The following is a 25,586-nucleotide window of genomic DNA, read 5'->3' as shown; positions in this document are numbered from 1 at the left end:
GAGGTGGCGGGCGGGCCGTTCGTAAAACGGCGCTCCCGTTGTCTATTTGCAGCTTACATATGCAAGTCATTTGCATTCAAGAATATAGGGGGCGACGAACTATCAGAAATCCCCAAAAACAGGATGACGTTAATGAAATCGTCCCCGTCTCGCATCGCAATCGCCGTATCGGTTGCGTTTACAACGCTGTCTTTTTCCAGTGCAGCGAAAGCTCAACAGGCCCAGCAAACGCAAACGCCATCGACACTGGATACGGTCGTTGTTCGCGCAACCAGACCGACGACCGCGCCCGACAACGTCAACGATCCTGACCAGACCGCAGACGTCAGCAAGACCGGAACCCCGATCGGCGACCTGCCCATGACGGTGCAGGAAATCCCCAGCGGGCTGCTCAAGGAGCAAGGCGCCACGAAGCTACAGCAGAGCCTCAGCAACGCCACCGGGGTGAACTCCGGTGGACCGGATGCCAAGGGCTTCTTCGATCACTTCATGATCCGCGGCCTCCAGGCCCAGATCTACACCGACGGGTTTTCCGATGGCGATCAGGTCAACGGCGTTTCGCATTCGCTGAACGGCGTCGAACGTATCGAGGTTCTCGAAGGACCGGGTTCGTCACTCTTCGGCAGTGGCCCGCCGGGCGGCACGATCAATATCGTCCATTACACGCCGTCTCCCACGCTTCAGTATGGCGGCAGCGTCCAGGCCGGTTCATTCGGCACGGTCTGGGGCAGTGCGTATGTCACGGGGCCGACCGGCCTCTCCGGTTTGAACTATCGCGTCGACGCGACGGGTGCAAGATCGGACGGCTACCGCAGCTTGTCGTACTGGGACAAGGAGATCCGTCCTGCAGTCGAATGGAAAGTCGGCAACCACAAGATCGACTTTTCGCTCGAGGCGCAGGACTCCCGCTCGACGCCAGATTCGTACGGCATCATCTATTACAACGGCACTCCCATCCGGAACGTCCCGTTCGACGCGAAGTATTCGACGCCGTTCGCCTATGCGCGTGCAAGTTACGTTCGCCCGACCCTCACCGACGAGTGGAAGGTCAACGACGTGCTGACGATCAACAACCGGCTGTCGTTCCTGCACCGTTCCTTGGAATTCTTTGGCAATGGGGATAGTTCGAAGACGAAGGTGGTCGGCAACGAGGTCGTCAACCGGCAGTTGCGCCAGCAAAACGATTCGGACAATACGCTCGACTATCAGCTCGAACCGGTGTGGAAGTTCGCAACGGGCAGCGTCAAGCACACGCTGCTGACCGGCTTCGAGTACCAGCATCAGACCATCAATACCGATCGCTCCACGGCGGACCTACCGAATATCGAAGATGTGTTCGCACCGGTGCCGCCCGAAACGTCGCTTGCGAGCCTGCATTTCCTTTGTGATGCGAAGCATTCGTGCGACAACGATCATCTGGTTGCGAACTTCTACAGCCTGTACGCCACCGATCAGGTGGATGCGACCAGCAAGCTGAAGATACGCGTCGGTGTGCGAAAGGACTGGTGGCAAACGTCGCTGACACCGAATATCACCGTGCCCGGCCGGGTGGACAACGAAGGCGTACCGATACTGGCGGGCAATACTTACTCGCGCAACGATGCGCCCGTGAGCTGGAATATCGGCGCGCTTTACAAGCTCATGCCGTGGATGTCGCCGTATTTCGGCATATCGAAAAGCTATCTGACGAACTTCAACTCGGAGAATACGCAGACGGGCATCGGCGCGCCTGAATCGGCGCTGCAGTACGAGGTAGGCGTCAAGTTTTCATTCCTCGACGGCCAATACGTGCTGAACACGGCACTCTTCGACGTATCGCGCGACAACGTGGCGACGCCGACGACCGTCAACAACATCGAAACCGTCGTGTACGACAGCCAGCGCACACAAGGCGGCGAGGCGTCTCTCGACGCGGGCATCACGGATCACTGGCATGTGATCGCCAATTTCACGGCTCAGCACGCCTATGTCACGAGCAATCCCCAAGGGATAACGGCGGTCGGCCACCGTCCGCAGGACGTGCCCGCGTTCATGGCGAATCTGTGGTCTACCTACACATTCGCGATCGCAGGCCATCCCGGGTTTCACGTCGGAGCGGGCATCAATTACATGAGCAAGGTATACAGCGATATCTCGAACATCAATTCGGTGCCGTCCTATGTCATCGCCAACGCGGCGTTCGGCTATCAGGCGAACCACTGGGGCGTGGATCTCAATGTCCACAATCTGACTAACCGCCGCTACTTCATCGCCGCCAATGAGGCCGGCGCCTATCTCGGCGAGCCCCTTAGCGCGTACGTTACCCTGCATGCCGATTTTTGAGGGAGATCTACGCCAGCGGCGGGGACCCATCTCGATCGACTGCTCGTACGATGGGTTGGCCTTTCAGCCGAAAACCAGCGCGCCGCCGGCGCAGTTCACAGCGCAATTAGCAGGGACACGGCGTTCGGCCGCTATTGACTGGCGCCCTGCCCAATCCCCGCCTTTTTCTGCGCGTTCTGAAGATCCTGCGGATAGTTCTGATCATTTGCGCGACCGGGTTGATAGCCCGCAGCTTCAAGCTTCTTCAATTCGGCGTTCTTTTTCGCCCGGGCTTCCTTTCGGGCCTGCTTGCGCTCCGCCTTGGTTGGCTTCGCGGACGACGCGCCCCCCGGCACTACGGCAGTGGCTGCACCCGAAGCGTCGTTCTGCGCGAAGGTGGGTGTGACTGTGCCAATCCCGAGCGATGCCGCGACGAGCAGGGCCGATATTTGTCTGGCGATAGGCATTTTCTCTCTCCTGTTCCCGGTTAATTGATGCGGTCAGGCCCATGGAAGTGGCTCAATGGGAAGTACCAAGTATAGGACAGTGAATATCGCGCGACGCCGGGACGCGCTCCGGGAATGCTCGGACTTTGGCCCTGCTACTTGCGGCGCCTTGTAGCCACATACGGACATCAGGAAGGCGCCGCCTGGTTGCCGACGAGTGAACCACCATCCGTCAACTCTCTGAGCACCGCATAAAACGTCTGAAATCGCTTTGCGCCGATCTGCTGGACATGATGAAGCCCGTGATGAACCGCCACGGGATCGAACTGGCACCTTGAGTATTGCGAGGATGGCGCCGTGAACCGTTGCTTGCGCAACCAGCCGGCGGAGGCCGTCTCCGCCGCCACCGCCTCTTTCACGAAGCGCTTGCGCCCGATGCGCGCGAAACGGGCATGCGTTTGCCCGGCGCGATGGGGTTAATCGGCACCGCGCCTGCCTGAACGCACGCTGTTCGACTACTCACTCACGCACGTCCACCCATGCCTCGCATGCGCCTTGCGAAATGGGCTCGCTCCGCGTCGTCCATCAGCGCCAGAAACTGGTCCCCATCCATATGAACCAGTTCTTCGTGATCGCCCGCCTCGAAGTAGACGTCCGGCTGGCCGGCCAGGTTCGTCTCGAGGTAGGTTTTCATGCCATACGCCGCACAGATCGGCGGCAACGCCCCCGCATTGCAGTCCTTGAACAGCTCGCGTAGTTCGTCTTCCGTAGCAAGGCCGAGCCTGCGCCCCGTCTTGTTCCATAGCTCGGACAATTGCACGGCATAGGTTGAGGGCAGCACGACGGCCACATAGCCGTGCTCGTCCTCGAGCAGCACCGTTTTTGCAAGACGGTCGCCGGGAATGTGCGCCGCAGCAGCACTTTCCATGCTCGAATGGCTGTATGGGTGGCGCACGATTTCGTAGCGTGAGCCCTTGCTGCGCAGGCGCTCCTGCAAAGTGATCGACATCGACATGGCACACCTCCTGTCGAATGCGTAGAAAAAACCAGCCTCCAGTAATCCTTTCAGAATAGGTCACTCGCGAGAGACCCGGTAGCAGAACTCGCTGTTGTCGCCGGCGAGTGGAGCGAACCCACCTTGCTCACCGGGGTGGAGACGGGTGGCACTCCGTGTTGAACCAATAGTCGACCAGGCGCTGCGCCGCCTGCAGATCGTCCGGGTAGTATGGGTCGTCGTACCAGGGTGACGGGTTGTAGCCCGCTTTCCTCAGGGCCGCCAGTTCGCTTTGGTGTTGCGCCATCGTGGGAGGCGCGTTGCTTCTGAGCGAGGCCAGGTCACGGCACTCCGTTGGGCTCAGATGTGGCCCGCTTTGTTGCGCGCTTTGCGGCAGGCCGCCGACGACACACCCCGCCAGCAGGAGCGCCAACGCAGTCAGTGTCGGACGGATATTCGGGAGGCTCTTCATGGCGCATCTCCACGCGTCTGATGGGCGCAGCGCAACCCGGGTTTCCATCGCGCCGCAGCTCCATGGTACGTCCATGCGGGCCACCGGGCAGGCGAAGCAGAAACACGAATCAATCGCGACCTGCATAGCCGCAACGCATGGAAGAACTGCGGTAGCATCAGCTTGCTGCACGAGCTGCTGGTGACCGCATTGGACATTGTCGTCATCGCCCTCACGTGGCACGAGTACACGTATCTCCGGAGCCAGCGCAGTGCTGCCTGAGACGCCCGCTACCTCACGCATCCCCATTCCCCGCGCGGTACGCATGCTGGGGTACGTGAGCCTTTTCATGGACCTTTCTTCCGAACTCATTCACGCCCTGCTTCCCATCTTCCTCGTTACCACGATGGGCATGAGCGTGCGCGCGCTGGGCTTGCTCGAAGGCGCCGCCGAAGCGACGGCGATGATCGTCAGGATCTTCTCGGGTCCCGTGAGCGACTGGCTTGGCAAGCGCAAGGCGCTGTTGCTGCTCGGCTACGGGCTGGGTGCGCTGTCCAAGCCGCTGTTTCCGCTGGCGCACACGCCCGCGCTTGTCGCGGCGGCGCGTCTCATCGATCGTACCGGCAAGGGAATTCGCGGTGCGCCGCGTGACGCGCTCCTCGCAGATGTCGCGCCACCGGAGATTCGCGGCGCGTGCTATGGGCTCAGACAGTCGATGGATACGATCGGCGCGTTCGCCGGGCCGCTCGTGGCCATCGTGCTGATGCTCCAGTTCTCGGATCACATCCGCGCCGTGCTCTGGTTCGCCGTCGTGCCAGCCGTCATTGCGCTCGCCCTGATCGTGTTCGGCATCGAGGAGCCGGCCCATGAACAGGCGCCCCGCAGCTTCCGGTCACCGCTGCGCTGGGAGGCGTTGCGGGAATTTCCAGGGCGCTACTGGTTCGTAGTCGCGATTGGCGCGACCTTCACCCTCACGCGCTTCAGCGAAGCATTCCTCGTGCTGCGCGCGCAGCAGACGGGAATCGATATCGCGTGGATTCCCGGCGTCATGGTGGTGATGAGTCTCGCCTATGCGCTCAGTGCGTACCCCGCGGGCGCGCTGTCCGATCGAACCGACCGCCGTGTTCTGCTTGCGCTCGGCATCGTCACACTGATCGCGGCGGATCTGGTGCTCGGCGCGCGTGCATCGATCATCACCGTGCTCATCGGCGTCGCACTGTGGGGCCTGCATATGGGGCTCACGCAAGGCATTCTCGCCGCGATGGTCGCCGAAATCGCGCCGCAGTCGCTCAGGGGCACGGCGTTCGGCGTCTTCAATCTCGCCAGCGGCATCTGCATGCTGATTGCGAGCGTCATTGCCGGCTGGTTGTGGGATCGGCACGGCGCGCCCACCACATTCTTTGCCGGCGCCGTCCTGGCACTCTTCCCCCTCGCCATGTGCCGCTTCGCACCGCGCCTCGCGAAGCTCAAACCCTGATGGGGCCTTGTGGCGAGCACGGAGGCTTCATGCGTCGTCGCATTCCTTCGTTATCCTCACAGGCGGCCGTAGCTGTGCAACCCGGACAGGAACATGTTCACCCCCAGGAATGCGAAGGTGGTGACCAGCAGGCCCGTGAGCGCCCACCACGCGGCAGCATGGCCCCGCAACCCCTTCATCAGCCGCATATGCAGCCAGGCCGCGTAGTTCAGCCAGACGATCAGCGCCCACGTTTCCTTCGGATCCCAGCTCCAGTAACCGCCCCACGCCTCGGCGGCCCACAGTGCGCCGAGAATCGTCGCAATGGTGAAGAACCCAAAGCCGACAGCGGTCGACTTGTACATCACGTCGTCGAGCACATCGAGCGTCGGCAGCCGGTCCGCCAGCACGCCCCGCTCCTTCAGCAGGTATGCCACGCCAACCATCGCCGACAGCGCAAAACTGCCGTAGCCGATGAAGTTGGCCGGGACGTGAATCTTCATCCACCAGCTTTGCAGCGCCGGCACCAGCGGCTGGATCTGCTGCGCGTCGCGCGCGATCGAGTACCACATCAGGAACCCGACCGCCGCGCTGATCACGAGCGACACGAAGGCGCCGAGCGTGCGCGTCTCGTAGTGCTCCTCGTAGTACAGGTAGAAAAGTGCCGTGATCAGGCTAAACAGCACGAACACTTCATACAGGTTCGAAATCGGAATATGACCGACATCCGCACCGACCAGGTACGACTCATACCAGCGCACCATCATCCCGACGAAGCCCATCAGTACCGCGGCCCACGTCAGCTTCGAGCCCATTGCGCCGCCCGACGGCGAGCGCGACAGCATGCCCAGCCAGTAGAACAGCGTGGCCAGCACGAAAAACACGCTCATCCAGAGAATGGCCGACTGGCTGGACAGGCAATACTTGAGGAAGAACGTGCTGTCGGCGCGCCCCAGGTCGCCCCGGTAAAGCTGGATCGCGAACAGCGACAGCGCTGCGATTGCGGCGATCAGCAGTCGCACGGGCTTCCAGCGCCAGCCGAGCATGACGAAAGCCGGCACGGAGCACACCAGCACCAGCCGGTCATAGGCGCTCATGTACGCCTGGTAGCGTGACAAGGCAAAGCCTGCGCCTGCAAGCATCGCGAGGGCAAACAGCCAGTCGAATGCGCCGAGGCGCCTCGCAAAGGAGCGCTCGTCGGACAGCAGGCTCGCTTGATCCGCGCGCCACGTGGGTCGAGGCCGATGTCGTGCCGCTGGAGTCGCCACCGCAGCATCGGAAGACGGTGAGGATGATTTCATGACATTCGCTGTTCAAAGACGACGTCGAAGGATCGGGGGCTGCGCGCCTGCTGGCTCATCGATCGTCTGGCGCACCAGCGGACGCCTCCCCTTCCGGCGGAAACACCTCGACGTATGCCGCGACGGCACGCATGTCCCGATCCGACATGTTGGCGCACACGGCCTTCATCACCGCGCCACGAGGCCGGGTATCCGTTTGCTGGAAGACCTTGAGCTGCTTCATGACGTAGTCCGCGTGCTGGCCCGCAAGCCGGGGAAACTGATTGATCCCTTCGCCATGCTGTCCATGGCACGCCATGCACGCCGAGACGCCCTTGTCCGGCAGGCCCGAATGATAGATTGCGCTGCCTTCGTTGATGAGCGCGAGATCGCTCGCTTCACCGAGGACCGCGGGTTGACTCGAGAAGTACGTGGCGAGCTCGTCGATCTGCGCGTCGGTCAAATGGGTGAATCCCCACATAAAGCGCTGCGCGTTCGGGTCGGCGCGCGAATGACTCTTGAAGTCCGTCAGTTGATCGACCAGATATTCCTTGCGCTGCCCGGCGAGCTTCGGAAACGTAGGCGATACCGAAACGCCGTTCACACCATGGCAGTTCGAGCACACCTGCAAGGCGATGGTCTTTCCGCGCACCTGCGGGTTGTCGACCTGTCGCGAATGCTCGAGGTCCTGACACGCCGACCCGCACAGCAGCATCCCAATTGAGACGATATGCGTCACTTTGTTCATGGCAACAACCTCCTTGCTGCAGCCTTTGCGGTGCTCTGTAACCACAGGACATCACCATGAAGCAGCCCACACATAGATGAAAAGCGTGTCGTTGTCTCTCGCATTGCGCCCGGCGCCGTCGTAGTTCGACGTGGCACCGAGAAACTTGGTGTAGTGCGTGTACTGAATACCTATCCGGATGCGTTGATTCGGTATCCAGAATATCTCAGGCGTCCATCCCTGGGTGTTCGGGTGGAAGTTCGCGCTGGCCGCGTAGGCTGTGCTGTCTGGACTGCCCGTCGTATTGAAGAACGACAGACTGAACCCGTACCTGGCCTGATACACATACGATGCCTTGATCCTCAACGAGTCGAGATTCCCCGACGCGCTGTCGCTCAGGACCAGATTGTTCGGATCGTGGACGTTCTCGCGCACATAGCGGGCTTGCGCGGTGATCGTATGCGGCTCGAGCAGGTACTCGTACTGCGCGTCCACGCCGTAGTCGCGGAAGCGCGTCACGCCCTGCGTAAAGATCGGGAACTGGTTGGAGTCGTTCGGATAGATGTTCACGTTCAACAGGAACGCGCCGACCATTGCGCTATGGGGTCCCCAGTCCCGCGTCAAGGCGATGCGCGCATACGGGTTGTAACCGCGCAGATAAATTTGCGGATGAGCCGCGTTGCCTTCCCGGTTACCGTGACTCATGAACGACCAGATGCCATCGGCCGTACTGTATGCAGTCAGTTCGGCGTAGACCATCTTGTTCCAGTACAGGTAGCCGCCGATGCCTGCCACCTGCGACGCCAGACTGCCTTCGATAACCGGAAGATTGGGGATCCTGGCAACCGGACTGATCGTCGATGAAATGTACGGATAACCCCATGCCGGCGCGGAGTTCCAGACATCCTGCACGGTTGGATTGTTGTGCAGCGTGACTCCGAGGATCAGGTCGTTCGCTTCGCCCATGATCCGGTCCACGAACCGGAAGTCTGTATTGTCGGATGCCCAGTGACCTTCCCATTTGTTCGTTGTGCCATTCTGATGGTCGTAGTTCGTGTAGGTGAACTGCGTAAAGGCACCAATCTTGTCGGTGATCTTTCCGGCAAGGAAGATGCTCGCGAAGTCGAAAATCGGGAGGCCATTCTTGGTGTTGATGGTGTTGCCGCTCGCATCGGTATTGACTCGCGTCTGACTCAGATCGCCGATTGCCATTGCGGCAATCGGGATCGTGCGTTCACCCAGCGTATAGCCGGTGAGCTTGAACATTCGCCCATACGGCGTGAGCTCGGGAAATTGTCCCCCGGCGTGGCAAGCCACACAACTCTGGCCGGTTTGGCGCGCGAAGATCGGCAGCGCGTGTGCGATGGTCGCCGGCAACAACGCCAGCAATACGAATGCGAGTGCCCAGCCACAGAACAGCCAGTGATGACATGCTGCATGGCTGACGAGTAACTTTGTCATGGCTGCTACTCCTGCGCCGCGTCGAGAAAATGCGTCGTATCGGCGGTGAGCGCTGAAGTCCGTATTCCGTGTGCCGCGGCGATCAAGGAGCGACAGGCTCCAAGTGGTGAAACCGTTCACGATGAACCCTTTTCACGCACGCGACGTCTTCATTGTGCAAACGCGCAATCAGAATCGCGATGGGTCAACCTCCTCTATTTTCGGTAGGGGGCTCGCTAGCGACGTGTGCGGTTTCACACGCAGTTCGACGCCCAAAGCGGGATGCATGTGGCGCTTTCGCCAGCCCGTCGAAGCCAGTGGATGAACTGAATGCGGAGAACGAACACAAGTTTCCATTTGACACCTCCTGCGCGCACGATCGACCGGATCGATCATGACGGGTCGCGCAGCGTTGCTTCGCGCGACTCGCGTCCTGCGTAAACGAGAAGGCACTTCGAATATTCCCGGCGGCTTGTGACGCGACAATAGAAAGGCATCCGAAAGAACGCCAGGAAAAGTTGAACAAAGTTGGGAACTGAAGGATCGGACAGATCCCCTGACACGGCACGCCGACACCGCAAGACCACCATCCGTCTGTGCTGGCTTACACGCGACCACCGCCCACGAGGCCGCACATGAACTCAATGGTGCACACACTCGACGCGTGTGCGGGCCGGCACCCGGCCCGCCGCACCGCACCGCAAATGCGTTACCGCTGCGGTACGCCGTTGCGCCACTCGCCCCAATGCGTGACGATGTCCTGCACCAGCGGATTGCCCGCGAGGAACAGATTGTCGATCGCGATCGTGAAGCCGCCTTGCGACGCGTAGTTAAGCAGATTGTCCGCGCTCGACTGGCCCGCATACGGCCGGTCGAAGTCCGAGCCGGCGCGCAGCACCGCGACACGGTTCAGGTCGACGCGATGCACGTTCGCCGCGCGTGTCAGCGCCTCGAAGGTGGCGTTGTCTTCCTGCTGCGTCGTGCAATAGGTGCCCTTGCCGTCGGTCAGGATCTTCGTCCATTGGCGCGCTCGCTCGCCGAGGTCGGTGCCCGACCACCAGGTATCGCCCGCCAGCGTGTCGCACTGGATCACGGTCGGCGGACGGTTTGCGGGCGCATAGCTGTATTTCGCGCGAGCAGCCTGCGCCTGGGCGTCGTCGGTCAGCGTCACATTGTGTGACAGTGCGAATGCCGCGTTCGTGAGCGCCGGGTTCAGCTGGAACACTTCGGTGCGATAGTCGAGCGGCGGCTTCTGCGTCGGGCCCGTCGTGTTGATGCCGAGATAGCCGGTGTTCCAGGCCGCCGGAATTTCGCGTCCGTCGATCTCCCACTGAATGCCGAAATCGACGAGCCAGTTCGCCCACGCAGCGGAACCGACGGTCCCCTGAAGCGGATCGATCCCGGCGATGCCCGCCACCATGAAGTACGTATGACGCAGATCGAAACGCGGCGAGAACGTGAGCGCCATGATCGACGCGGCGGCGTTCGCGTGCCCCATGCCTGTCGTCATCACGCAGACATCCTGGCGGTTGCAGTGCACGGCCGGGTAATCGGGGGACAGACCCGCGACGGTGATGTCCTGCCACGGGCCGAGATGATCCAGCCATACCTGGCCTTCCGGACCGAACATCGAAACGATCATCACCTTGACCGCACGGCCATGCGACGCGCCGTCGTCCTGCGCGAAGCTGTCGTCGGCATGCGCGATGACGGGTGCAGCGGCCGCGCCGGCCACGAGCAACGATGAAATCACTGCGCCAAAAGCACGATTTAGCATAAAAGGTCCCACCTGTTATGTAAGAACCGCGGTTACGAAACGTGAATCGCGTGCCGTGTTATCGACTGATGTCGTGTTTTTTTCTCGGCGTGCAGCGTGGGACCTGAGCGTGAGTCATTCAGGCGAGAGTGAGTATAAGCGGAGAAAAAAATCGCCTGTTACGACCTGCAACGACTACGACTGAACCTCTCCCGCAAGCCACCGTCTCACCCGGTGCATTCGGCAGGGGATCGCGTCGGTCAAACGCGGTCCCGCCTTTCAACCGCGATTGGAGGAAATAGAACATGCCAAAGAAGCGCTCAGTTCGAACGTCAGCCAGCAATGGCAGTGACAGCGGCGACGGCCGCGTTCTCGCCGCCCCCGTCTTCTCGCAGCCGCAGCCGACGCCAGATCCGCAAACCTTCATCGTCAGGCACGCCTCCGATGTGGCGGCCTACCGGATGATCGACGAACTCAACCGCGAGCACAAACTCAAGGCCCTGCCGTTTCCTGCGCCGCGCGGCGGCGTCGAGCCCCGCCTGACACTCGCGGACGTGATCGACAACGATCCGACCATCCTCAACCAGATCAACACGAACGGACAGATCGTTTTTCACTCGACGGGCGACTGCGGCAGCACCCGCGGACCGAAAACGCAGAACGAAGTCTCCGACAAGATGGTCAGCGACTTCGACGAAACCGATCCTGCCGAAGTGCCGCAATTCAACTTTCTGCTGGGCGACATCGTCTACAGCTTCGGCGAAGCGCAGTACTACTACGACCAGTTCTACGAGCCCTATCGCGACTATCACGCGCCGATCCTCGCCGTCGCCGGCAATCATGACGGAATGATCTCGCCTTTGCAGCATGAAAAGAGTCTGCAGGCGTTTCTGCGAAACTTCTGCTCCGACTGCTTTCAGGTCTCGCCCGATGCCGGCAACCTTTCACGTACTGCGCAAATTCAACCTGGCGTCTTCTTTACATTCGAAGCGCCGTTCGTGCGCATCATCGCGTTGTATAGCAATACGCTCGAAGATCCTGGCGTGATCTCGAACAGCGACATCGGCAAGAGCCAGCTGAAATTTCTCAAGGCAGCGTTGACGCGGGTGAAAAAGGAAGGCTACACGGGCGCATTGCTGTTCGCGCATCATCATCCGCCCTATGTCGCGCGCGGACGTCACGGCTGGAGTGTCGAGATGCAGCAGCAGATCGATGCGATCTGCGCAGAGGTGGGCGTATGGCCCCATGCCGATCTCGCGGGGCACGCGCACAACTATCAGCGCTTTACGCGCACACGTCCGGACGGCACCCACATTCCGTACATCGTGTGCGGCAACGGCGGACACAACGTGCAGCGACTGACCACCAACGGACAGCCGCCGCTTCGTGCGCCGCAGCTGATCCAGGCCGCAACGAACAGCACCGATGCCGTGGTCATCGAGAACTACGACGACCAGAACTACGGGTATTTGCGCATCGTCGCGGACGACACCCAGTTGCGCATCGAATATCACGCTGCCGTCGACGGACCGTATACCAAGGCGCCCGACGATCAGGTGACCGTCGATCTGGCCACACGCCAGCTTTCCCACTACGTGGCCCGCAATGCTGGCATACCGGCGCTGGCCACGCGTATCCGCGAATTTGCGCAAAGCGGGAAAGCCAGGCGCTGATCGGGACGGCAGTACCGGTACGGTATGCATCAGCTGACACGATGAATCCCGAGGAATTCGGTGGCTCGCATCCACGAGTTCCTCTTCTCTGTTCTCTGGATTGTGCGCACGGATCATGCTTTCCCGGCGGTTGATAAAGACTCTTATTCAAGTCCGGCGCTCGACATGGATTCCACGCATGACGTGTTGGCCGGATGCGTACATGACGCCTGGAGACTTTGCCGGTGCCGATTCTTCAAAATGCCGTCGGCGAAATCGCGCAACCGTACAGGGAACGCCAGGGTGATCCCGGCTGCATCGGGCGATGCAACGCATTGTTCGTAGTTCTCCTTACTAGAATCGATTCCCCTGCTCATCGTGGCACATCGTATGCGCGAGGCGGCTGTTGGCGTACGCGCAGAATTTGAGCGCTGCACCGGCGCACTTTCGAAGCGGTTTGTACGAGGAAAGGGGCGGACGATGGACCGAGCGACGAAACACACGGCGACATGGGTGGTGGTTTTAGCGCTGTCCGGTGCGGCTTATGGAGCGGCGGGCGGCAACGGTGGCGGTGGCGGCCACGGTGGGGGTGGGGGCGGCAACGGCGGTGGCCAGGGTGCGGGTGCGGGTGGCAACGGCAACGGCAACGGCAATGGCAACGGCAACGGCGGCCACGGTGCGGGTGTCGGTGCCGGCGTCGGCGCAGGTGTGGGTGGCAACGGCGCAGGCGTCGGTGCGGGCGTCGGCGCAGGTGTGGGTGGCGGCGCAGGCGTCGGTGCGGGCGTCGGCGCGGGTGTGGGTGGCAACGGTGCAGGTGCAGGTGCGGGCTCCGGGGGCAATGGTGCCGGGTCAGGAGGCAACGGTGCGGGCTCGGGGGGCAGCGGTTCCGGCTCCGGTGGTGCCGGTGCCGGTGCGGGTGCCGGTGCCGGTTCGGGTGGCGGCGCTGGTTCCGGCGGCGGTGGCGGTGCCGGTGCCGGTTCCGGTGGCGGCGCTGGTTCCGGTGGCGGTGGCGGTGGCGGTGCTGGTGCCGGTGCTGGTGCCGGTGCCGGTGCTGGTGCCGGTGCTGGTGCCGGTGGCGGCGCTGGTGCGGGTTCCGGTGGCGGTGCCGGTGGCGGTGGCGGTTCCGGTGGCGGCGCTGGTTCCGGTGGCGGTGCCGGTTCCGGTGGCAGCGGCTCTGGTTCCGGGGGCAGCGGTGCCGGCAGTGGTGCGGGTTCGGGGAGTGGCGGTCACGGCGCAGGAAGCTCCGGCGCAGGTAGCTCAGGTGGAGGCGCCGGCGGCGGTAACGCGAGTGCAGGCGGCCCCGGCGTGGCATCGGCCAGCGTCCTGGGAAGCAGGTTCGCCCAGTTGCGCATGAGGCAGAACGTGGTCGCGGCGGTGCCCCGTACCGCGCCAGGTGCAAATTCCATAGCGCGCGCCGCGCCGGCCACTTACAGCCAACCGAGGGTAACGGGTGCTGGCGGCAGCACCAACGCCTCGGCGACGGCTACCTCGGATACCGGCTACGGCCCGCCAGGCGTCAATGGCACGGGGACCGGCTCTCGCGCTACGGCAGCCGCCATACCGGTCAGCAGCGAGTACAGCCCGCCGGGTGACATCGGCGCGAGTCCCGGTTCGGGTCCCTGGGGCGGGTTCGCCGTGGATACGGGCGGTATCGAACCACCGATCCTGACCCCCAACGGGCCGGTCAAATGACCAAGGGCGGTTGCCACACCGAACCATCATAGCGACGCGTTGGCATCCGTCCAGGCGATGAGTTAGCGAACCATTTGCCCTGGTTCCTCGTCATGATCGACTGCCGCGTGCACGACCGACGTCACACGTGAACGCTTTCATGAACGCCGGGACCGGACAGGTTTGGATATGCGAGAAAAGATCCAGCAAGCGCACCCGTATCCCGAGGTCGGCGTTCCGCTCTTCTGGCCTTTTGGCCTCGCGCTCGAGCTTGAAGAAACGGCACTGCAAACCGTGGATAAAGCGGTTCGATTCCTGCGCGAAGTCGAAAAGACCCAGACAGGCAACGAGCCGCCGCAATGGACCACCAGGAATCGGGTCGCTCTCGACCTGCCGACCCTGGCCTTGCGCGAGTTCTCGCAAGGCACCGGGACACCGGTGCTGGTGCTTCCCCCATACGCAGGACACTCATCGACGATCGCGGATTTTCAGGCGCACCAGAGCCTGATCGCAACGTTGCTCGCCAACGGCTGCTCGAGCGTGTACGCCGCCGACTGGCGCAGTGCGACGCCTGAGATGCGGTTCTACAACATCGGCAACTATCTCGCTGAGATCGATCTGTGCGTGCACGAGCTGGGCAACCGTGTCCAGCTAGTGGGTCTTTGTCAGGGCGGGTGGTGCGCGGCCATGTATGCCGCACGTTTCCCGGGGAAAGTTGTGCGTCTCGTGATCGCCGGCGCGCCGATCGACACCGATGCGGGCGACGGCGCGATCAAACTGGCGGCGCATACGCTGCCCATGCGCTTTTACGAGGATCTCGTCCAGTCCGGTGACGGGCTCCTCCAGGGTCGCTACATGCTCGAAGGCTTCAAGAACCTCCACCCGCTCGCGCAATACTTCGACAAGTTCGTCGAACTCTACGAGCGCATCGACGACCCGGACTACGTGCGGCGGTTCGAGCAGTTCGAACGCTGGTACGAATACACGCTTGACCTTCCGGGCACATGGTACCTGCAGGTGATCGACCAGCTGTTCAAACAGAACCGCCTCGCGAGGGGAGAATTTGTGGCGCTTGGCAAGACACTCGACCTGCACGACATCACATGCCCCACTTACCTGCTGGCGGGCGAGCATGACCAGATTACGCCGAAGGCTCAGGTGTTCGCCGCGAAATCGCTAGTGGGCACGAACCCGCAGGAGATATTCGAAGCCGTTGCGAACGGTGGGCATATCGGGCTCTTCATGGGCCAGCGGGCCCTGCGCGAAAACTGGAAACCGATTGCAAGGTGGCTCGCGGGCCATGTCCAGGCGAAATGACCAAGACTCACTCGCTCGGTCGGACCGCGCCGCGGCTTCGGCCATGACGCAGGCCGCTATCGACGCAAGGAGCCAGGCTCCCGGATGCATTCAAACCTTGCCCCGCACTTGCGAGCGATACCGGCCAGGGCTTAGTGCGAAAGTGCCAATCACTCCGACGATGTACACCAGATCCACGATTTTCATCACCGGTTCTGCGCGGAATCGACTGCAGCCGCCTGTTTCGGCAGGAAGACCCGACGAAGCCCAGAAAGGGAGCCAGGCGCAAAGCTTGTAGACCGCCGGGATGCCGAAGTTGTCGGCCATCCAGCCCAACGTAACCGCACCGGCTTGGAGTGGTTCCAAGCGAGTATTTCCGCATCAGCGAGTGATGCTCGCGCCCGGCTCGATGGGTAGAGCCGGGATGTGCCCTCTCTTCAAAAAGCAGGTTGCAGTAGCAGTCGCTAACAGCTTTCCATCAGAAGACTTCAACGTACCCTCCGAGGTCGCGATATTTCGCGAGATGTGGACCGAGCGAGCCTCAGCCACCAGATCCTGATCAATCGGTACGGGGCGCAACATCTTGACCTGCAGATCGATGGTGCCGTATCCGACGCCCGCTTCCAGCGTCGAATGAACAGCGCAGCCCGTCGCGGAGTCGAGTACAGTTGCCGCGAAGCCGCCGTGAACGCCGCCTGGAGGATTGAGATGTTGCTTCCCTGCGCGGGCTGAAAGTTTTACATAGCCTGGATCGACGTCCAGAAACGTCATCGGTACGGTCTCTGCCATCGCCGAACGTGGGAGGTCGCCGGCCACGACTGCTCGCAGCAAATCGAGTCCGCTCATTTCAAGTGGGTTCATTTTCACCTCTTACGCTGCGTCAAGCGAGAACCGATCGGAATACGACCTCCATGAACTCATACAGCGGGGCGTCGCTTTGCTCCGCGCGCATGCGTAGCAGCGCGCCTTCCCAGCTGTTCAAAACGAACTGGGCGAGTAACGGCGCGGGCAGCCGGGTGCCGATGGCACCCGTCACCTGAGCTTCGGCAATGCAACTCTCAAGGAGACCGGCCCATGTTTTGAAGTGCGTTGCGAGCCGCTCGCGGATTAATGCGCTGTGATCCGCGACCTCGAGACTGAGGTTTCCCATCAGGCAACCCCGCAAATAGCCGCCCGCCCGATAACCGCGAATCCGCTCGTCGAAATAGGTATGCAAGCGCAAGAGCGGCGGCATGCTCTCGTTGGTCAAGAGCGCACGCAGTTCGCCGTGGCCTCGCTCGAAATAGGCGTCGACCACTTCGCCCCCAAAGTCTTCCTTACTGTCGAAGTGGTTATAAAAGGACCCCTTGGGCACCTGGGCTGCATCGACGATTTCCTTGATACCCGTCGCGGCGTAGCCGGAATCGTGCAGCAATCGGACCCCTGCTCGAAGCAGATCGTCACGGGTATGTACGTTGGGCTTGGGGCCTCGGCGGGCCGGAGTCGTCTTCGATTCCATCGACGTAGATTCCATCAAATATAAATGACCGGTCGTCTTTAATTGTAACACCTCCGAGACGACTGTCAAGCACAGTGGCGCGGTCCGCCGATTGTCACCCTCCTGACACGCCTACCTATCAGCAGACTATGCGCTGAGTGGGAGATTCAGCACAGGCCGACAGTATCCGGCCAACTTCGATAATGCAACGAGCGCCGTTGACTAATTTAAGACGACTGGTCATACTTAATTAGGCCACTTCCTCCCGGTGCATCTCGACGGCACCGGCACTGAAATTCCTGTTCGGGTTTGCGTCATTTGTTGCCGAACAACTGTGCAAAGGATCCTCTTATGCCCCTGTTATCACTCTTCACACCGCTTGACGTCGGACTTTACAAGCTGGCCCATCGTGTCGTGATGCCGCCACTCACGCGCATGCGCGCTGGCGCCGGGAATGTTCCCAACGCGCTCGCCCCCGAGTACTACGGCCAACGCGCGACCGAAGGCGGACTCATCATCGCCGAAGCCACGCAAGTGACTCCCTCTGGGCAGGGTTATCCGGCGACCCCTGGCATTCATTCCGAAGAGCAAGTGGCTGGCTGGCAGAAAGTGACCGACGCGGTACATGCCAAGGGAGGAATCATCTTTCTGCAGCTGTGGCATACAGGGCGCTCGTCGCATTCGAGCTTTCAGCCGAATGGCGAACTACCGGTTGGACCGTCGGCGATCGCGATCACCGGTCAAACTGCGCTGACGCCGGAATGGAAGCCAGTGCCTTACGAAACGCCGCGTGCACTCGAGCTGGATGAGATTCCCGGGATCATCGAGGCCTGGCGCGAAGGCGCGCGCGATGCCATGGCGGCCGGGTTCGATGGTGTGGAGATTCACGGCGCAAACGGCTATCTCTTGCAGCAGTTTCTGGACGATAGCTCGAACAAGCGCACCGACATTTACGGCGGATCGGTTGAGAACCGAGCCCGGCTGCTCATCGAGGTAACGCAAGCGCTGATCGAGATCTGGGGCGCCGATCGCGTCGGCGTTCGCCTGTCACCGTTCGGCACCTACAACGATGTGGGCGATTCTGATCCGGTCGGGCTTTACGGATATCTGCTGACACGCCTGAACAAACTCGGTATCGCCTACGTCAGCTTGATCGAGGCACGCACGAGCGTCGGAATGGAGATCGATACCCCGCAGGAGATCAGCCAGCTCCGCCCCTACTGGCCAGGAACGCTGATCCTCGCCGGCGGATTCACAGCGGGGTCAGCGAATGACGCTATCCAGGCAGGGCTAGCCGACGCGGTGGCATTCGGCAGGCAGTTCATCGCGAATCCCGACCTGCCCGCGCGGCTCCGGCTTGGAGCGCCGCTCAACCACTTTGACCGCGCGACTTTCTATGGCGGCGGTGCAGCGGGCTATGTCGATTATCCGGCGCTGGAGACAGCGGGCCATACCGAGTAGCGCGCAGCCCCACCGTGCCCCGCCATCGCGGGCCACGTAGCCATTCAACCAACCAAATGCCAATCTTCAAGGAACATTGAACATGAAAGTCGTCGTTCTCGCCGCCACGGGTCAGGTCGGCCGCACGGTTCTCAGCGAACTGATCAGCCGCGGACATCAAGTCACGGCCGTCGCACGCAATCCGGACAAGCTTCCCAACAGCATCAATAGTGTGCGCGATGATCTCAGTAGTGCAGATCGAATTGCAGAGATCATCGCCGGGACCGATGCCGTAGTCAGCGCCTTCGGACCTCCGAAGGACGACGCACGCTTTTTCAGCGATGTGAGTTACACGGATCAACTGGCCGACGTGACCGAGCGGGCGATTGCCGCGGTTCGCAAGGCCAGTGTTCCGCGCCTCATCATGGCAGGCGGTTGCGGCTCGCTCTGGCTCTCACCGGGCGTAACGGTGCTCGAATCCGGGCATTGGCCGGAGAGACTGGTTCCGATCGCCACCTCCCATATCAAGGCTTTCGCGGCGTTGAGAGCGTCGGATATCAACTGGACGTATTTCAGCCCGCCGATGCGGATCGATCCGGGTGTGCGCACGGGCAAGTTCCGCCTGGGCGGTGATGACCTCCTCGTCGATGAACGGGGCACGAGCTGGGTCTCGTTTGAGGACTACGCAGTTGCTCTGGTCAACGAACTGGAACAGCCAGCACACGAGCGCGCGCGCTTTACGGTCGGCTACTAGAGAATCCGTATTCGGGCGCCGCGCGCGGTGCCCGAACGCATTGCTTTGCCGTCGACGACGCAACTGGCGCGGCGGCTTCGTCTGGCGCTGGCAGGCAAACGGCCTCTGGGGCACGTGTCTTCGTTTCCGCGCCCCCTCACCCTTGCCTGCGCGGCGCCGAAGTCAGCGCAACCGCCGAGCGCTCGACAGCGTCGGCGATCCGCTTCGACAGAGCCGGATCCGGCACCGCCCGCGCCAGCGTGACTCCGCCCGACAACATCGCAAGCAGCGCGATCGCCTTGTCGTCGCGCGCCGCCCCGGCTTCGTCGGGCAGCCCCGCCGAGACCTCCTCGATCAAGCGGCGCAGCTCCGCCTCATAGGCTTCGCGAGTCTCGCCGTCGGCGCGCACCATCTCGGGCGAAAAGCTCGGCAGCGCGCAGCTTTCGCCGATGTCGCAAGTGCGCTTCGGGCCCAGATAGAAGCCGATGAAGGTTTTGAGCCAGCGTTTGCCGTGGCTCGCTTTCAGAGGCCGAAGCCCACACCTTCGCCGCCTTGACACAGGCACTGTTGAGCGTCGCGCAACTCGAAGGCAACGCGTTCATGACGCCCAATGCGATCGGAACGCTGAACGTCATACCGGCCGCACGCGTGTTTTCGGCCGGCAAGCCTGCCGCCGCCGCGTTCGTCGAACTCACGCTGCCGCAGATCGCGCTGGCGACGCCCAAGGCCAAACAGGCTTTCACCGAAAAGGCGACCGCGATCCTCGAACAGGCGGCCGGTGGGCGCCTGAGGCGGGATCACATCTGGACCAACATCGTGTATGCGGCGGACGGCTCCTGGGGCATCGCGGGCCGCGCCCACAGCAACGCGCAGCTCGTCGAGGCGATCCAGGGAGCGGCGATCGCGTGAACCAGGCGCCTCCCGTTCCACTGGCTGCCGGCCTTCTTCGATTTCGACTGCCCCTCTCACGGCGACTGGTCTAAGGCAAAATAAACGCGGAAATCACGCGCGACGGACGGCATCGCACCGCTCGTCGCGCCAATCACACGCGTGGAGATGCGCTATGGAAAGCCGCCCGAAAAGCCGCCTGACGCTGACTGCGCTCGCGCTGCTGCTGGCGGGATGCGCCACCGGCGGCGTGCCACAAAGCGGGCCACATCTGAGCGCAACGGAGTGCCGTGATCTGGCCACGCTCAGGAGCAACGCGCCTCCCACGATAGCGCAACACCAAAGCGAGGTTGCGGCGTTGAGGAAGGCGGGCTACGACCCGTCACCGTGGAACGACCCGTACTACCCCGAGGATCTTCAGGCGGCGGAGCACCGCGTCGACCATTGGTTTGCAACGGAGTGCCAGCAGTCTCATGCCGGATGAGAAGATCGGATACGCCCGCGATCCTCAGCCGTCAGTCGAGACCGTCACGCTCTCCCAGGCACGGATGTCGTCTTGCAACGCCGACAGCTTGTCCCGCACGAGCCCCAGTGCATCGCTACCGAGCAGGAGATGCGCGGGCGGGTGGTCCGCGGCAATAGCGGCGAGCATCGCGCGCGCTGCCTTGTGGGGATCGCCCAATTGTTTGCCGCTCTTCTCCTCACGCGCTTTGCGGATGGGGTCGAAAATCGCGTCGTAATCCGGGATCGAACGCGGCGTTCGTTGCATCGAGCGACCGGCCCAGTCGGTGCGGAAGGAGCCAGGCGCAACGGCTGTCACGGCGATACCCAAGGCCTTGACCTCTTTGCCAAGCGCCTCGGAGATACCCTCCAGGGCGAACTTGCTCCCGCAGTAATAACTGATGCCCGGCATGGTGATATAGCCGCCCATCGACGTAATGTTCAGAATGTGGCCACGTCTGCGCGCACGCATGAACGGCAGAACCGCCTTCATCATGGCGACCGCGCCAAACACATTGACGTCGAACTGTCTGCGCATTTCGGCGAGGGGCGATTCTTCCATGACGCCTTCGTGCCCGTAGCCAGCGTTGTTGACCAACACGTCGACCGGTCCGACGCTCGCCTCGATTTCCTCGACGATGCCGTCGATCGCATCGAAGTCGGTCACATCGAGCACGCGTGCGTATGCGGCATTTGCAGAGAGAGACTCGAACTCGCGCTTCGCCTCGACACTTCTCACGGTACCGACGACTTTGTGGCCTGCCGCTAGCGCCTCTTGCGCAAGCGCGCGACCAAAGCCGCTGCTCACGCCAGTGATGAGCAGAATTTTGCTGGACTCCATTGAAGCTTCTCCCGAACGTTGTCTGGTGAGTGCATACTAGTCTGAAGCGCGGAGCGAACCAAGCGAGATTCCGCTATTTTTCTTGCCTAAAACTATGAGCACGAACCGGGCCTCTACCCCCAATCCTGACCCCTCGCGAAGCCGCAAGCGCATCGTTGCGCTGCTTCGCGCGTTGGCGCCCGAGGAGGGCTACAACCTCACGGCGCTGCCGGGCGTGCGTATCCTGCGCTCGAACCGGCCGCTGTCACGCACGCCGGTGCTCTACGACCCCGGCATCGTGATCGTTTGTCAGGGGCGCAAGCGAGGCTATTTCGGCGACCATCTCTACCTGTACGATGAACAGCACTATCTCGCCGTGTCCGTGCCAGTTCCATTCAGCATGGAAACCGATGCGACCGAGCAGCGGCCATTGCTTGCGCTCTACTTGCACCTCGATTTCACGCTGGCCGCGGAACTGGCGGTACAGATCGATCGCGAAGGCGGAGCGGAGCGCGTGCAAGCGCCTCAAAGCATGATGTCGACGCCGATGGATGACGCAATGCAGGCCTCTGTGCTGCGCTTGCTCGAAGCGATGCATCGACCTCTCGAAGCCGCGGTATTGGGCCCGTGCCTGCTGCGCGAACTCTATTTCCGCGTGCTCACAGGCGCACAAGGCAGCTCGATGCGCGAGGCTTTGGCGATGCGCGGTCAGTTCGGCCGCATAGGCAAATCGCTACGTCTTATCCATGCCGGCTATGCACAGTCGCTGGACGTGATGCAGTTGGCGCAGGAAGCGGGCATGAGCGTTCCGAGCTTCCATAGCCACTTCAAGGCGATCACCCAGGTTTCGCCGATGCAGTACGTCAAGTCGACGCGTTTGCATCAGGCTCGCCTGTTGATGGTCCGCCAGGACCTGACCGCCGAGGCGGCGAGCCTCGCGGTGGGTTACACAAGCGCGTCCCAGTTCAGCAGGGAGTTCAAAAGACTCTTTGGCCTGACGCCTGCGGCGGAAACGAAGCGTATGCGCGCAAGCTTTGCCATTCCGGAGCCGTTTGCAGATGCGATATATGTTTCGTCGCACTGAGTACGGCGCACTTTTGGCTTAATGGGTGAAAATAATGGTCGCGCGATTTGCATTTCTGCGTTGCCTTGCCACGCACGCCAACATTTCGCTAGCCCTCCCCGTTCTGATAGGCACGCGATACACGAATGCCAGGCATTCCTTTTCATTACGCCCCGCGCAATCGCCACCCCCATCGATGCAATACGCATAAACCCATTATTTGGGATATCGAATGATTAAGTGTTTACACGAATGGGTTAGGACGTCACTCTTTTCATAATATCAACGCACTAAAAGCGGCGGTACGAGACTACTCCACAGGAGGCACCGTGACGGGCATCCGACTGAGCGGCGTAACGAAGCGGTATGGCGAAACCGAGGTGATCACCGGCCTCGACCTCGACATTCAATCCGGTGAGTTCCTCGTCTTCCTCGGCCCTTCGGGCTGCGGAAAATCCACCTTGCTGCGCATGATCGCCGGGCTCGAAACCGTGAGCGACGGCCAGATCAGCATTGGCGAGCGGCGCGTGAACGACCAGCCGCCCGGCAAGCGCGGCGTGGCGATGGTGTTTCAGCACTACGCGCTCTACCCGCACATGACCGTGTACGACAACATGGCGTTCGGCCTGCGCAATACGGGCGTGAGCGCGGGCGAAGTCGACCAGCGCATCAACGAGGCCGCGCGCATGCTCGAACTCGGCCCGCTGCTGCAGCGCCGTCCTGCCCAGCTTTCGGGCGGCCAGCGCCAGCGCGTCGCCATCGGCCGCGCCGTCGTCAAGGAACCCGAAGCATTTCTCTTCGACGAGCCGCTCTCCAACCTCGACGCCGCGTTGCGCACCCGCACGCGCCTCGAGCTTGCGCGCATCCATCAGCGCCTGCACTCCACCATGGTGTTCGTCACGCACGATCAGGTGGAAGCCATGACGCTCGCCACGCGCATCGTCGTCATGAACCGCGGGCGCATCGAGCAGATCGGCGCACCGCTCGACATCTACAAGCGGCCCGCCACGCGCTTCGTCGCGGGCTTCATCGGCACGCCCGCGATGAACTTTATCGATGTCGAGCGTGTTGGCGACAACGGCGGCCGGCTGATCGTCGCCCTGCCGTTCGACGGCGTAGAGGCGCCCACCGCGATCGCCGCGGCGAGCTTGCCGGCGGGCAAGCTCACACTGGGCGTGCGCGCCGAACACGTGCTGCTGGATCCGCAAGGGCCGCTGGTCGGCCGTGCCGAAGTCATCGAACGGCTGGGTGACCGCTCGCTCGCGCATGTGAGCATGCCCAACGGACAATTGCTCGTGGCCGAGTTGCCGCGCGCACGCGAGCTCGAAATCGAGACGGGCGACACCATCCGCATGAGTCTCGACGCGGCCCACCTGCATGTATTCGATGAAACCGGCAAGGCCTGGCATGGCCTCTAACCGCTCGCTCGCCATGCCGCTTCCGGAAACGCACGAGGACCGGCGGCGCAACCTGCGCGCGCCGTGGTCCAACGTGCTGTTCGTGCTGCCGTTCGTGATCGTCTACGTGCTGCTGCTGATCGTCCCGTTGTGCCTTGGCTGGTGGCTGAGCCTGCAGCGCGTGGACCTGCTCGCCGGCACGAGCGAGTTCATCGGCATTCGCAACTATCTCGATCTCACCCTCGACCCGATCTTCCGCGGGGCTCTGCGCAACACGTTCTACTTCGTCATCCTCACGGTTCCTGTGTTCGTGCTGCTCGGCCTCGCGCTCGCGCTGGTGCTGAACCGGCCGGGGCGCTTCGGCGCCGCGCTGCGCGCACTCTTTTTCGGCTCTTCCGTGTTATCGGTCACAATCGTCACGCTGGTCTGGAAGCTCGTGATGATGCCCGGCAACGGCCTGCTCGCCGACCTGAGCCACGCGCTCCATTTGCCGGAATTCGTTCCGCTGATGCACGAGGCCACCGCGCTGCCCGCCATCGCCGTCGTCACGGTCTGGTGGATCATGGGCCTGCCGATGATGCTGTTCCTCGCCGCGCTCCAGCAGATTCCGCAGGAGCTCTACGAAGCCGCGGCGCTCGACAGCGCTTCTCGCTGGCGCACGTTCACGAAGATCACGCTGCCTTCTATCTGGCGCACCGTCGCGCTCGTGGCGGTGATCGAGGCGGTGCTGCAGTTTCAGTTGTTCGGCCAGGCCCAGTTGCTCACGGACGGCGGCCCCAACAATTCCACGCGCCCGCTCGTGCAATTCATCTACGAAACCGGCTTCCGCCAATGGTCGTTCGGCTATTCCGCAGCGGCGGCGCAAGTGCTGTTCGCGCTGATGCTGATCGGCGTGGTTGCGCAAGCCTGGCTTCTGCGCAAGAAGGAGAGGGCATGAGCACGCTCGCTTTTGAAACACGTTCGCGCGGCTCGCTGACGGGCCGCATGGGCGATCGCCTGATGCTGGGCGCCGTGGTCGTGCTCGCGCTGCTATGGATCACGCCGCTCGTCTGGGTGCTGAGCCTCTCGTTCAAGCCGAACGCGTTTCTCGAACGGCACACCGACGTGCTCTTTTCGCCGCCCTTCACGCTGCAGAACTACACGAACATCCTCAACACGTCGGCGGTAGGCGGGTGGCTCGTCAACAGCCTCATCGTTTCGATCGGGCAGACGCTGCTTACGCTCGTGATCGCCTCGCTCGCGGGCTATGGCTTCGCGCGCACCGAGTTTCCCGGCAAGCGCTATATCTATGTGCTTTGCCTGTGCGGACTCGCGGTGCCCGAGCAGGCGCTCGTCATTCCTCTTCACCATATCTTCGCCACGCTCGACTGGCACAACACCTACGGCGCGCTGATCCTGCCGCGCCTTGCCTCACCGTTCGGCGTGTATCTCATGACGCAGTACTTCAAGGCCGTGCCCATCGAGATCGAGGAGGCCGCCTTGCTCGACAATGCCTCGCGCTTCAAGGTGTTCTGGCGCGTCGTGCTACCGCTTTCGCTGCCCGCACAGGCAACGCTCGCCATCTTCACGTTTCTCAGTGCGTGGAACGACTACCTCTGGCCGCTCGTCTCCGCATCGAAGCCGGAGATGTACACGCTGACGATCGGGCTCGCCTCCACGCAAGGCAATTTCGCGCAGTCCGAGGGCATCGGCTACCTCATGGCGCAGGCCGTCTTTGCCGGCTTGCCCATCTTCGTGCTGTATCTGTTCTTCCAGAAGTACATCGTGGCGGCCGTAGCCGGCACCGCAGTTCGGTAG

The 25,586-nt window shown here is 62.1% G+C and carries 26 protein-coding genes; 13 read left to right on the top strand and 13 right to left on the bottom strand.

From position 1 onward, the window contains the following. Nucleotides 1–3: 3 nt before the first annotated feature. On the top strand, nucleotides 4–2,322 hold the full coding sequence (locus tag AB4Y42_RS12660; RefSeq protein ID WP_368694357.1) for a TonB-dependent receptor: 2,319 nt from the start codon (nucleotides 4–6) through the stop codon (nucleotides 2,320–2,322). 131 nt (nucleotides 2,323–2,453) lie between these two features. Here AB4Y42_RS12660 and AB4Y42_RS12655 read toward each other — a convergent pair whose 3' ends face one another. The 4 genes from AB4Y42_RS12655 to AB4Y42_RS12640 form a co-directional block, all read right to left on the bottom strand. Next, the gene (locus tag AB4Y42_RS12655) at nucleotides 2,454–2,768 is read right to left on the bottom strand and encodes a DUF4148 domain-containing protein (RefSeq protein WP_368688929.1); all 315 of its coding nucleotides are present in this window, start codon (nucleotides 2,766–2,768) and stop codon (nucleotides 2,454–2,456) included. A 167-nt stretch (nucleotides 2,769–2,935) separates the two neighbouring features. Further along, on the bottom strand, nucleotides 2,936–3,166 hold the full coding sequence (locus tag AB4Y42_RS12650; RefSeq protein WP_368694356.1) for a hypothetical protein: 231 nt from the start codon (nucleotides 3,164–3,166) through the stop codon (nucleotides 2,936–2,938). A 104-nt stretch (nucleotides 3,167–3,270) separates the two neighbouring features. Continuing rightward, nucleotides 3,271–3,762 carry an aminoacyl-tRNA deacylase gene (locus AB4Y42_RS12645; protein WP_368688927.1) on the bottom strand — a complete coding sequence of 164 codons (492 nt, stop codon included), beginning with the start codon at nucleotides 3,760–3,762 and terminating at the stop codon, nucleotides 3,271–3,273. Between the two features lie 127 nt (nucleotides 3,763–3,889). Continuing rightward, entirely contained in the window at nucleotides 3,890–4,213 is a 324-nt protein-coding gene (locus AB4Y42_RS12640; protein WP_368694355.1) for a DUF4148 domain-containing protein, read from the bottom strand. 304 nt (nucleotides 4,214–4,517) lie between these two features. On the opposite strand from AB4Y42_RS12640, the gene AB4Y42_RS12635 reads away from it, so the two are divergent. Continuing rightward, the gene (locus tag AB4Y42_RS12635) at nucleotides 4,518–5,669 is read left to right on the top strand and encodes an MFS transporter (RefSeq protein ID WP_368694535.1); all 1,152 of its coding nucleotides are present in this window, start codon (nucleotides 4,518–4,520) and stop codon (nucleotides 5,667–5,669) included. Nucleotides 5,670–5,725: 56 nt separating this feature from the next. Here AB4Y42_RS12635 and ccsB read toward each other — a convergent pair whose 3' ends face one another. The 4 genes from ccsB to AB4Y42_RS12615 all read right to left on the bottom strand — a co-directional run bounded on the left by ccsB (nucleotide 5,726) and on the right by AB4Y42_RS12615 (nucleotide 10,872). Further along, nucleotides 5,726–6,856, bottom strand: coding sequence for a c-type cytochrome biogenesis protein CcsB (gene ccsB, locus AB4Y42_RS12630; RefSeq protein WP_368694534.1), 1,131 nt, complete (start codon nucleotides 6,854–6,856; stop codon nucleotides 5,726–5,728). A gap of 148 nt (nucleotides 6,857–7,004) precedes the next feature. After that, on the bottom strand, nucleotides 7,005–7,676 hold the full coding sequence (locus AB4Y42_RS12625) for a cytochrome c (protein ID WP_368694354.1): 672 nt from the start codon (nucleotides 7,674–7,676) through the stop codon (nucleotides 7,005–7,007). Between the two features lie 51 nt (nucleotides 7,677–7,727). Beyond that, entirely contained in the window at nucleotides 7,728–9,236 is a 1,509-nt protein-coding gene (locus tag AB4Y42_RS12620) for a cytochrome C (protein ID WP_368694353.1), read from the bottom strand. A 568-nt stretch (nucleotides 9,237–9,804) separates the two neighbouring features. Continuing rightward, on the bottom strand, nucleotides 9,805–10,872 hold the full coding sequence (locus AB4Y42_RS12615; RefSeq protein ID WP_368694352.1) for a purine nucleoside permease: 1,068 nt from the start codon (nucleotides 10,870–10,872) through the stop codon (nucleotides 9,805–9,807). A gap of 284 nt (nucleotides 10,873–11,156) precedes the next feature. Between AB4Y42_RS12615 and AB4Y42_RS12610 the strand changes: the two genes are divergently transcribed. From AB4Y42_RS12610 to AB4Y42_RS12600, 3 genes are all read left to right on the top strand, one after another. Beyond that, the gene (locus AB4Y42_RS12610; protein ID WP_368694351.1) at nucleotides 11,157–12,524 is read left to right on the top strand and encodes a metallophosphoesterase; all 1,368 of its coding nucleotides are present in this window, start codon (nucleotides 11,157–11,159) and stop codon (nucleotides 12,522–12,524) included. Between the two features lie 631 nt (nucleotides 12,525–13,155). Beyond that, nucleotides 13,156–13,857: a hypothetical protein gene (locus AB4Y42_RS12605; protein WP_368694350.1), complete on the top strand. Its 702-nt coding sequence runs from the start codon at nucleotides 13,156–13,158 to the stop codon at nucleotides 13,855–13,857. A gap of 506 nt (nucleotides 13,858–14,363) precedes the next feature. Further along, nucleotides 14,364–15,491: an alpha/beta fold hydrolase gene (locus AB4Y42_RS12600; RefSeq protein WP_368694349.1), complete on the top strand. Its 1,128-nt coding sequence runs from the start codon at nucleotides 14,364–14,366 to the stop codon at nucleotides 15,489–15,491. Between the two features lie 90 nt (nucleotides 15,492–15,581). On the opposite strand, the gene AB4Y42_RS12595 is transcribed toward AB4Y42_RS12600, so the two are convergent. The 3 genes from AB4Y42_RS12595 to AB4Y42_RS12585 are packed head-to-tail and all read right to left on the bottom strand — an operon-like array spanning nucleotide 15,582 to nucleotide 16,968. Next, a complete protein-coding gene (locus AB4Y42_RS12595) occupies nucleotides 15,582–15,836 on the bottom strand; it encodes a hypothetical protein (protein ID WP_368694348.1) in 255 nt (84 codons plus the stop codon). Between the two features lie 15 nt (nucleotides 15,837–15,851). Further along, nucleotides 15,852–16,331: a PaaI family thioesterase gene (locus AB4Y42_RS12590; protein ID WP_368694347.1), complete on the bottom strand. Its 480-nt coding sequence runs from the start codon at nucleotides 16,329–16,331 to the stop codon at nucleotides 15,852–15,854. A gap of 19 nt (nucleotides 16,332–16,350) precedes the next feature. After that, on the bottom strand, nucleotides 16,351–16,968 hold the full coding sequence (locus AB4Y42_RS12585) for a TetR family transcriptional regulator C-terminal domain-containing protein (RefSeq protein ID WP_368688916.1): 618 nt from the start codon (nucleotides 16,966–16,968) through the stop codon (nucleotides 16,351–16,353). Between the two features lie 330 nt (nucleotides 16,969–17,298). On the opposite strand from AB4Y42_RS12585, the gene AB4Y42_RS12580 reads away from it, so the two are divergent. Next, nucleotides 17,299–18,408, top strand: a complete 1,110-nt coding sequence (locus AB4Y42_RS12580; RefSeq protein WP_368694346.1) for an alkene reductase — start codon at nucleotides 17,299–17,301, stop codon at nucleotides 18,406–18,408. Between the two features lie 82 nt (nucleotides 18,409–18,490). After that, nucleotides 18,491–19,141 (top strand): NAD(P)-dependent oxidoreductase, encoded by a 651-nt coding sequence (locus tag AB4Y42_RS12575; protein WP_368694345.1) that lies wholly within the window; start codon nucleotides 18,491–18,493, stop codon nucleotides 19,139–19,141. A gap of 136 nt (nucleotides 19,142–19,277) precedes the next feature. On the opposite strand, the gene AB4Y42_RS12570 is transcribed toward AB4Y42_RS12575, so the two are convergent. After that, nucleotides 19,278–19,532, bottom strand: coding sequence for a hypothetical protein (locus AB4Y42_RS12570; protein ID WP_368694344.1), 255 nt, complete (start codon nucleotides 19,530–19,532; stop codon nucleotides 19,278–19,280). Between the two features lie 140 nt (nucleotides 19,533–19,672). On the opposite strand from AB4Y42_RS12570, the gene AB4Y42_RS12565 reads away from it, so the two are divergent. Further along, nucleotides 19,673–20,029: a 4-oxalocrotonate tautomerase family protein gene (locus AB4Y42_RS12565; RefSeq protein ID WP_368694343.1), complete on the top strand. Its 357-nt coding sequence runs from the start codon at nucleotides 19,673–19,675 to the stop codon at nucleotides 20,027–20,029. Between the two features lie 154 nt (nucleotides 20,030–20,183). Then, nucleotides 20,184–20,492 (top strand): DUF4148 domain-containing protein, encoded by a 309-nt coding sequence (locus AB4Y42_RS12560; RefSeq protein ID WP_368694342.1) that lies wholly within the window; start codon nucleotides 20,184–20,186, stop codon nucleotides 20,490–20,492. A 24-nt stretch (nucleotides 20,493–20,516) separates the two neighbouring features. Here the strand turns inward: AB4Y42_RS12560 and AB4Y42_RS12555 are convergent, their stop codons facing one another. Beyond that, nucleotides 20,517–21,350: an oxidoreductase gene (locus tag AB4Y42_RS12555; RefSeq protein ID WP_368694341.1), complete on the bottom strand. Its 834-nt coding sequence runs from the start codon at nucleotides 21,348–21,350 to the stop codon at nucleotides 20,517–20,519. A gap of 94 nt (nucleotides 21,351–21,444) precedes the next feature. On the opposite strand from AB4Y42_RS12555, the gene AB4Y42_RS12550 reads away from it, so the two are divergent. The 4 genes from AB4Y42_RS12550 to AB4Y42_RS12535 all read left to right on the top strand — a co-directional run bounded on the left by AB4Y42_RS12550 (nucleotide 21,445) and on the right by AB4Y42_RS12535 (nucleotide 25,586). Next, nucleotides 21,445–22,413: an AraC family transcriptional regulator N-terminal domain-containing protein gene (locus tag AB4Y42_RS12550; RefSeq protein ID WP_368688909.1), complete on the top strand. Its 969-nt coding sequence runs from the start codon at nucleotides 21,445–21,447 to the stop codon at nucleotides 22,411–22,413. 308 nt (nucleotides 22,414–22,721) lie between these two features. Then, entirely contained in the window at nucleotides 22,722–23,810 is a 1,089-nt protein-coding gene (locus AB4Y42_RS12545) for an ABC transporter ATP-binding protein (protein ID WP_028207405.1), read from the top strand. Continuing rightward, on the top strand, nucleotides 23,800–24,726 hold the full coding sequence (locus AB4Y42_RS12540; RefSeq protein ID WP_368694340.1) for a carbohydrate ABC transporter permease: 927 nt from the start codon (nucleotides 23,800–23,802) through the stop codon (nucleotides 24,724–24,726). The genes AB4Y42_RS12545 and AB4Y42_RS12540 overlap by 11 nt, the downstream gene beginning before the upstream one ends. Next, nucleotides 24,723–25,586, top strand: a complete 864-nt coding sequence (locus AB4Y42_RS12535) for a carbohydrate ABC transporter permease (RefSeq protein WP_368694339.1) — start codon at nucleotides 24,723–24,725, stop codon at nucleotides 25,584–25,586. Before AB4Y42_RS12540 ends, AB4Y42_RS12535 begins: the two co-directional genes overlap by 4 nt.

Source organism: Paraburkholderia sp. EG286B, assembly GCF_040965655.1.
Lineage (GTDB): Bacteria > Pseudomonadota > Gammaproteobacteria > Burkholderiales > Burkholderiaceae > Paraburkholderia.
Note: the sequence above shows the minus strand (reverse complement) of the source record. Positions and strands in the feature narration are given on the sequence as shown.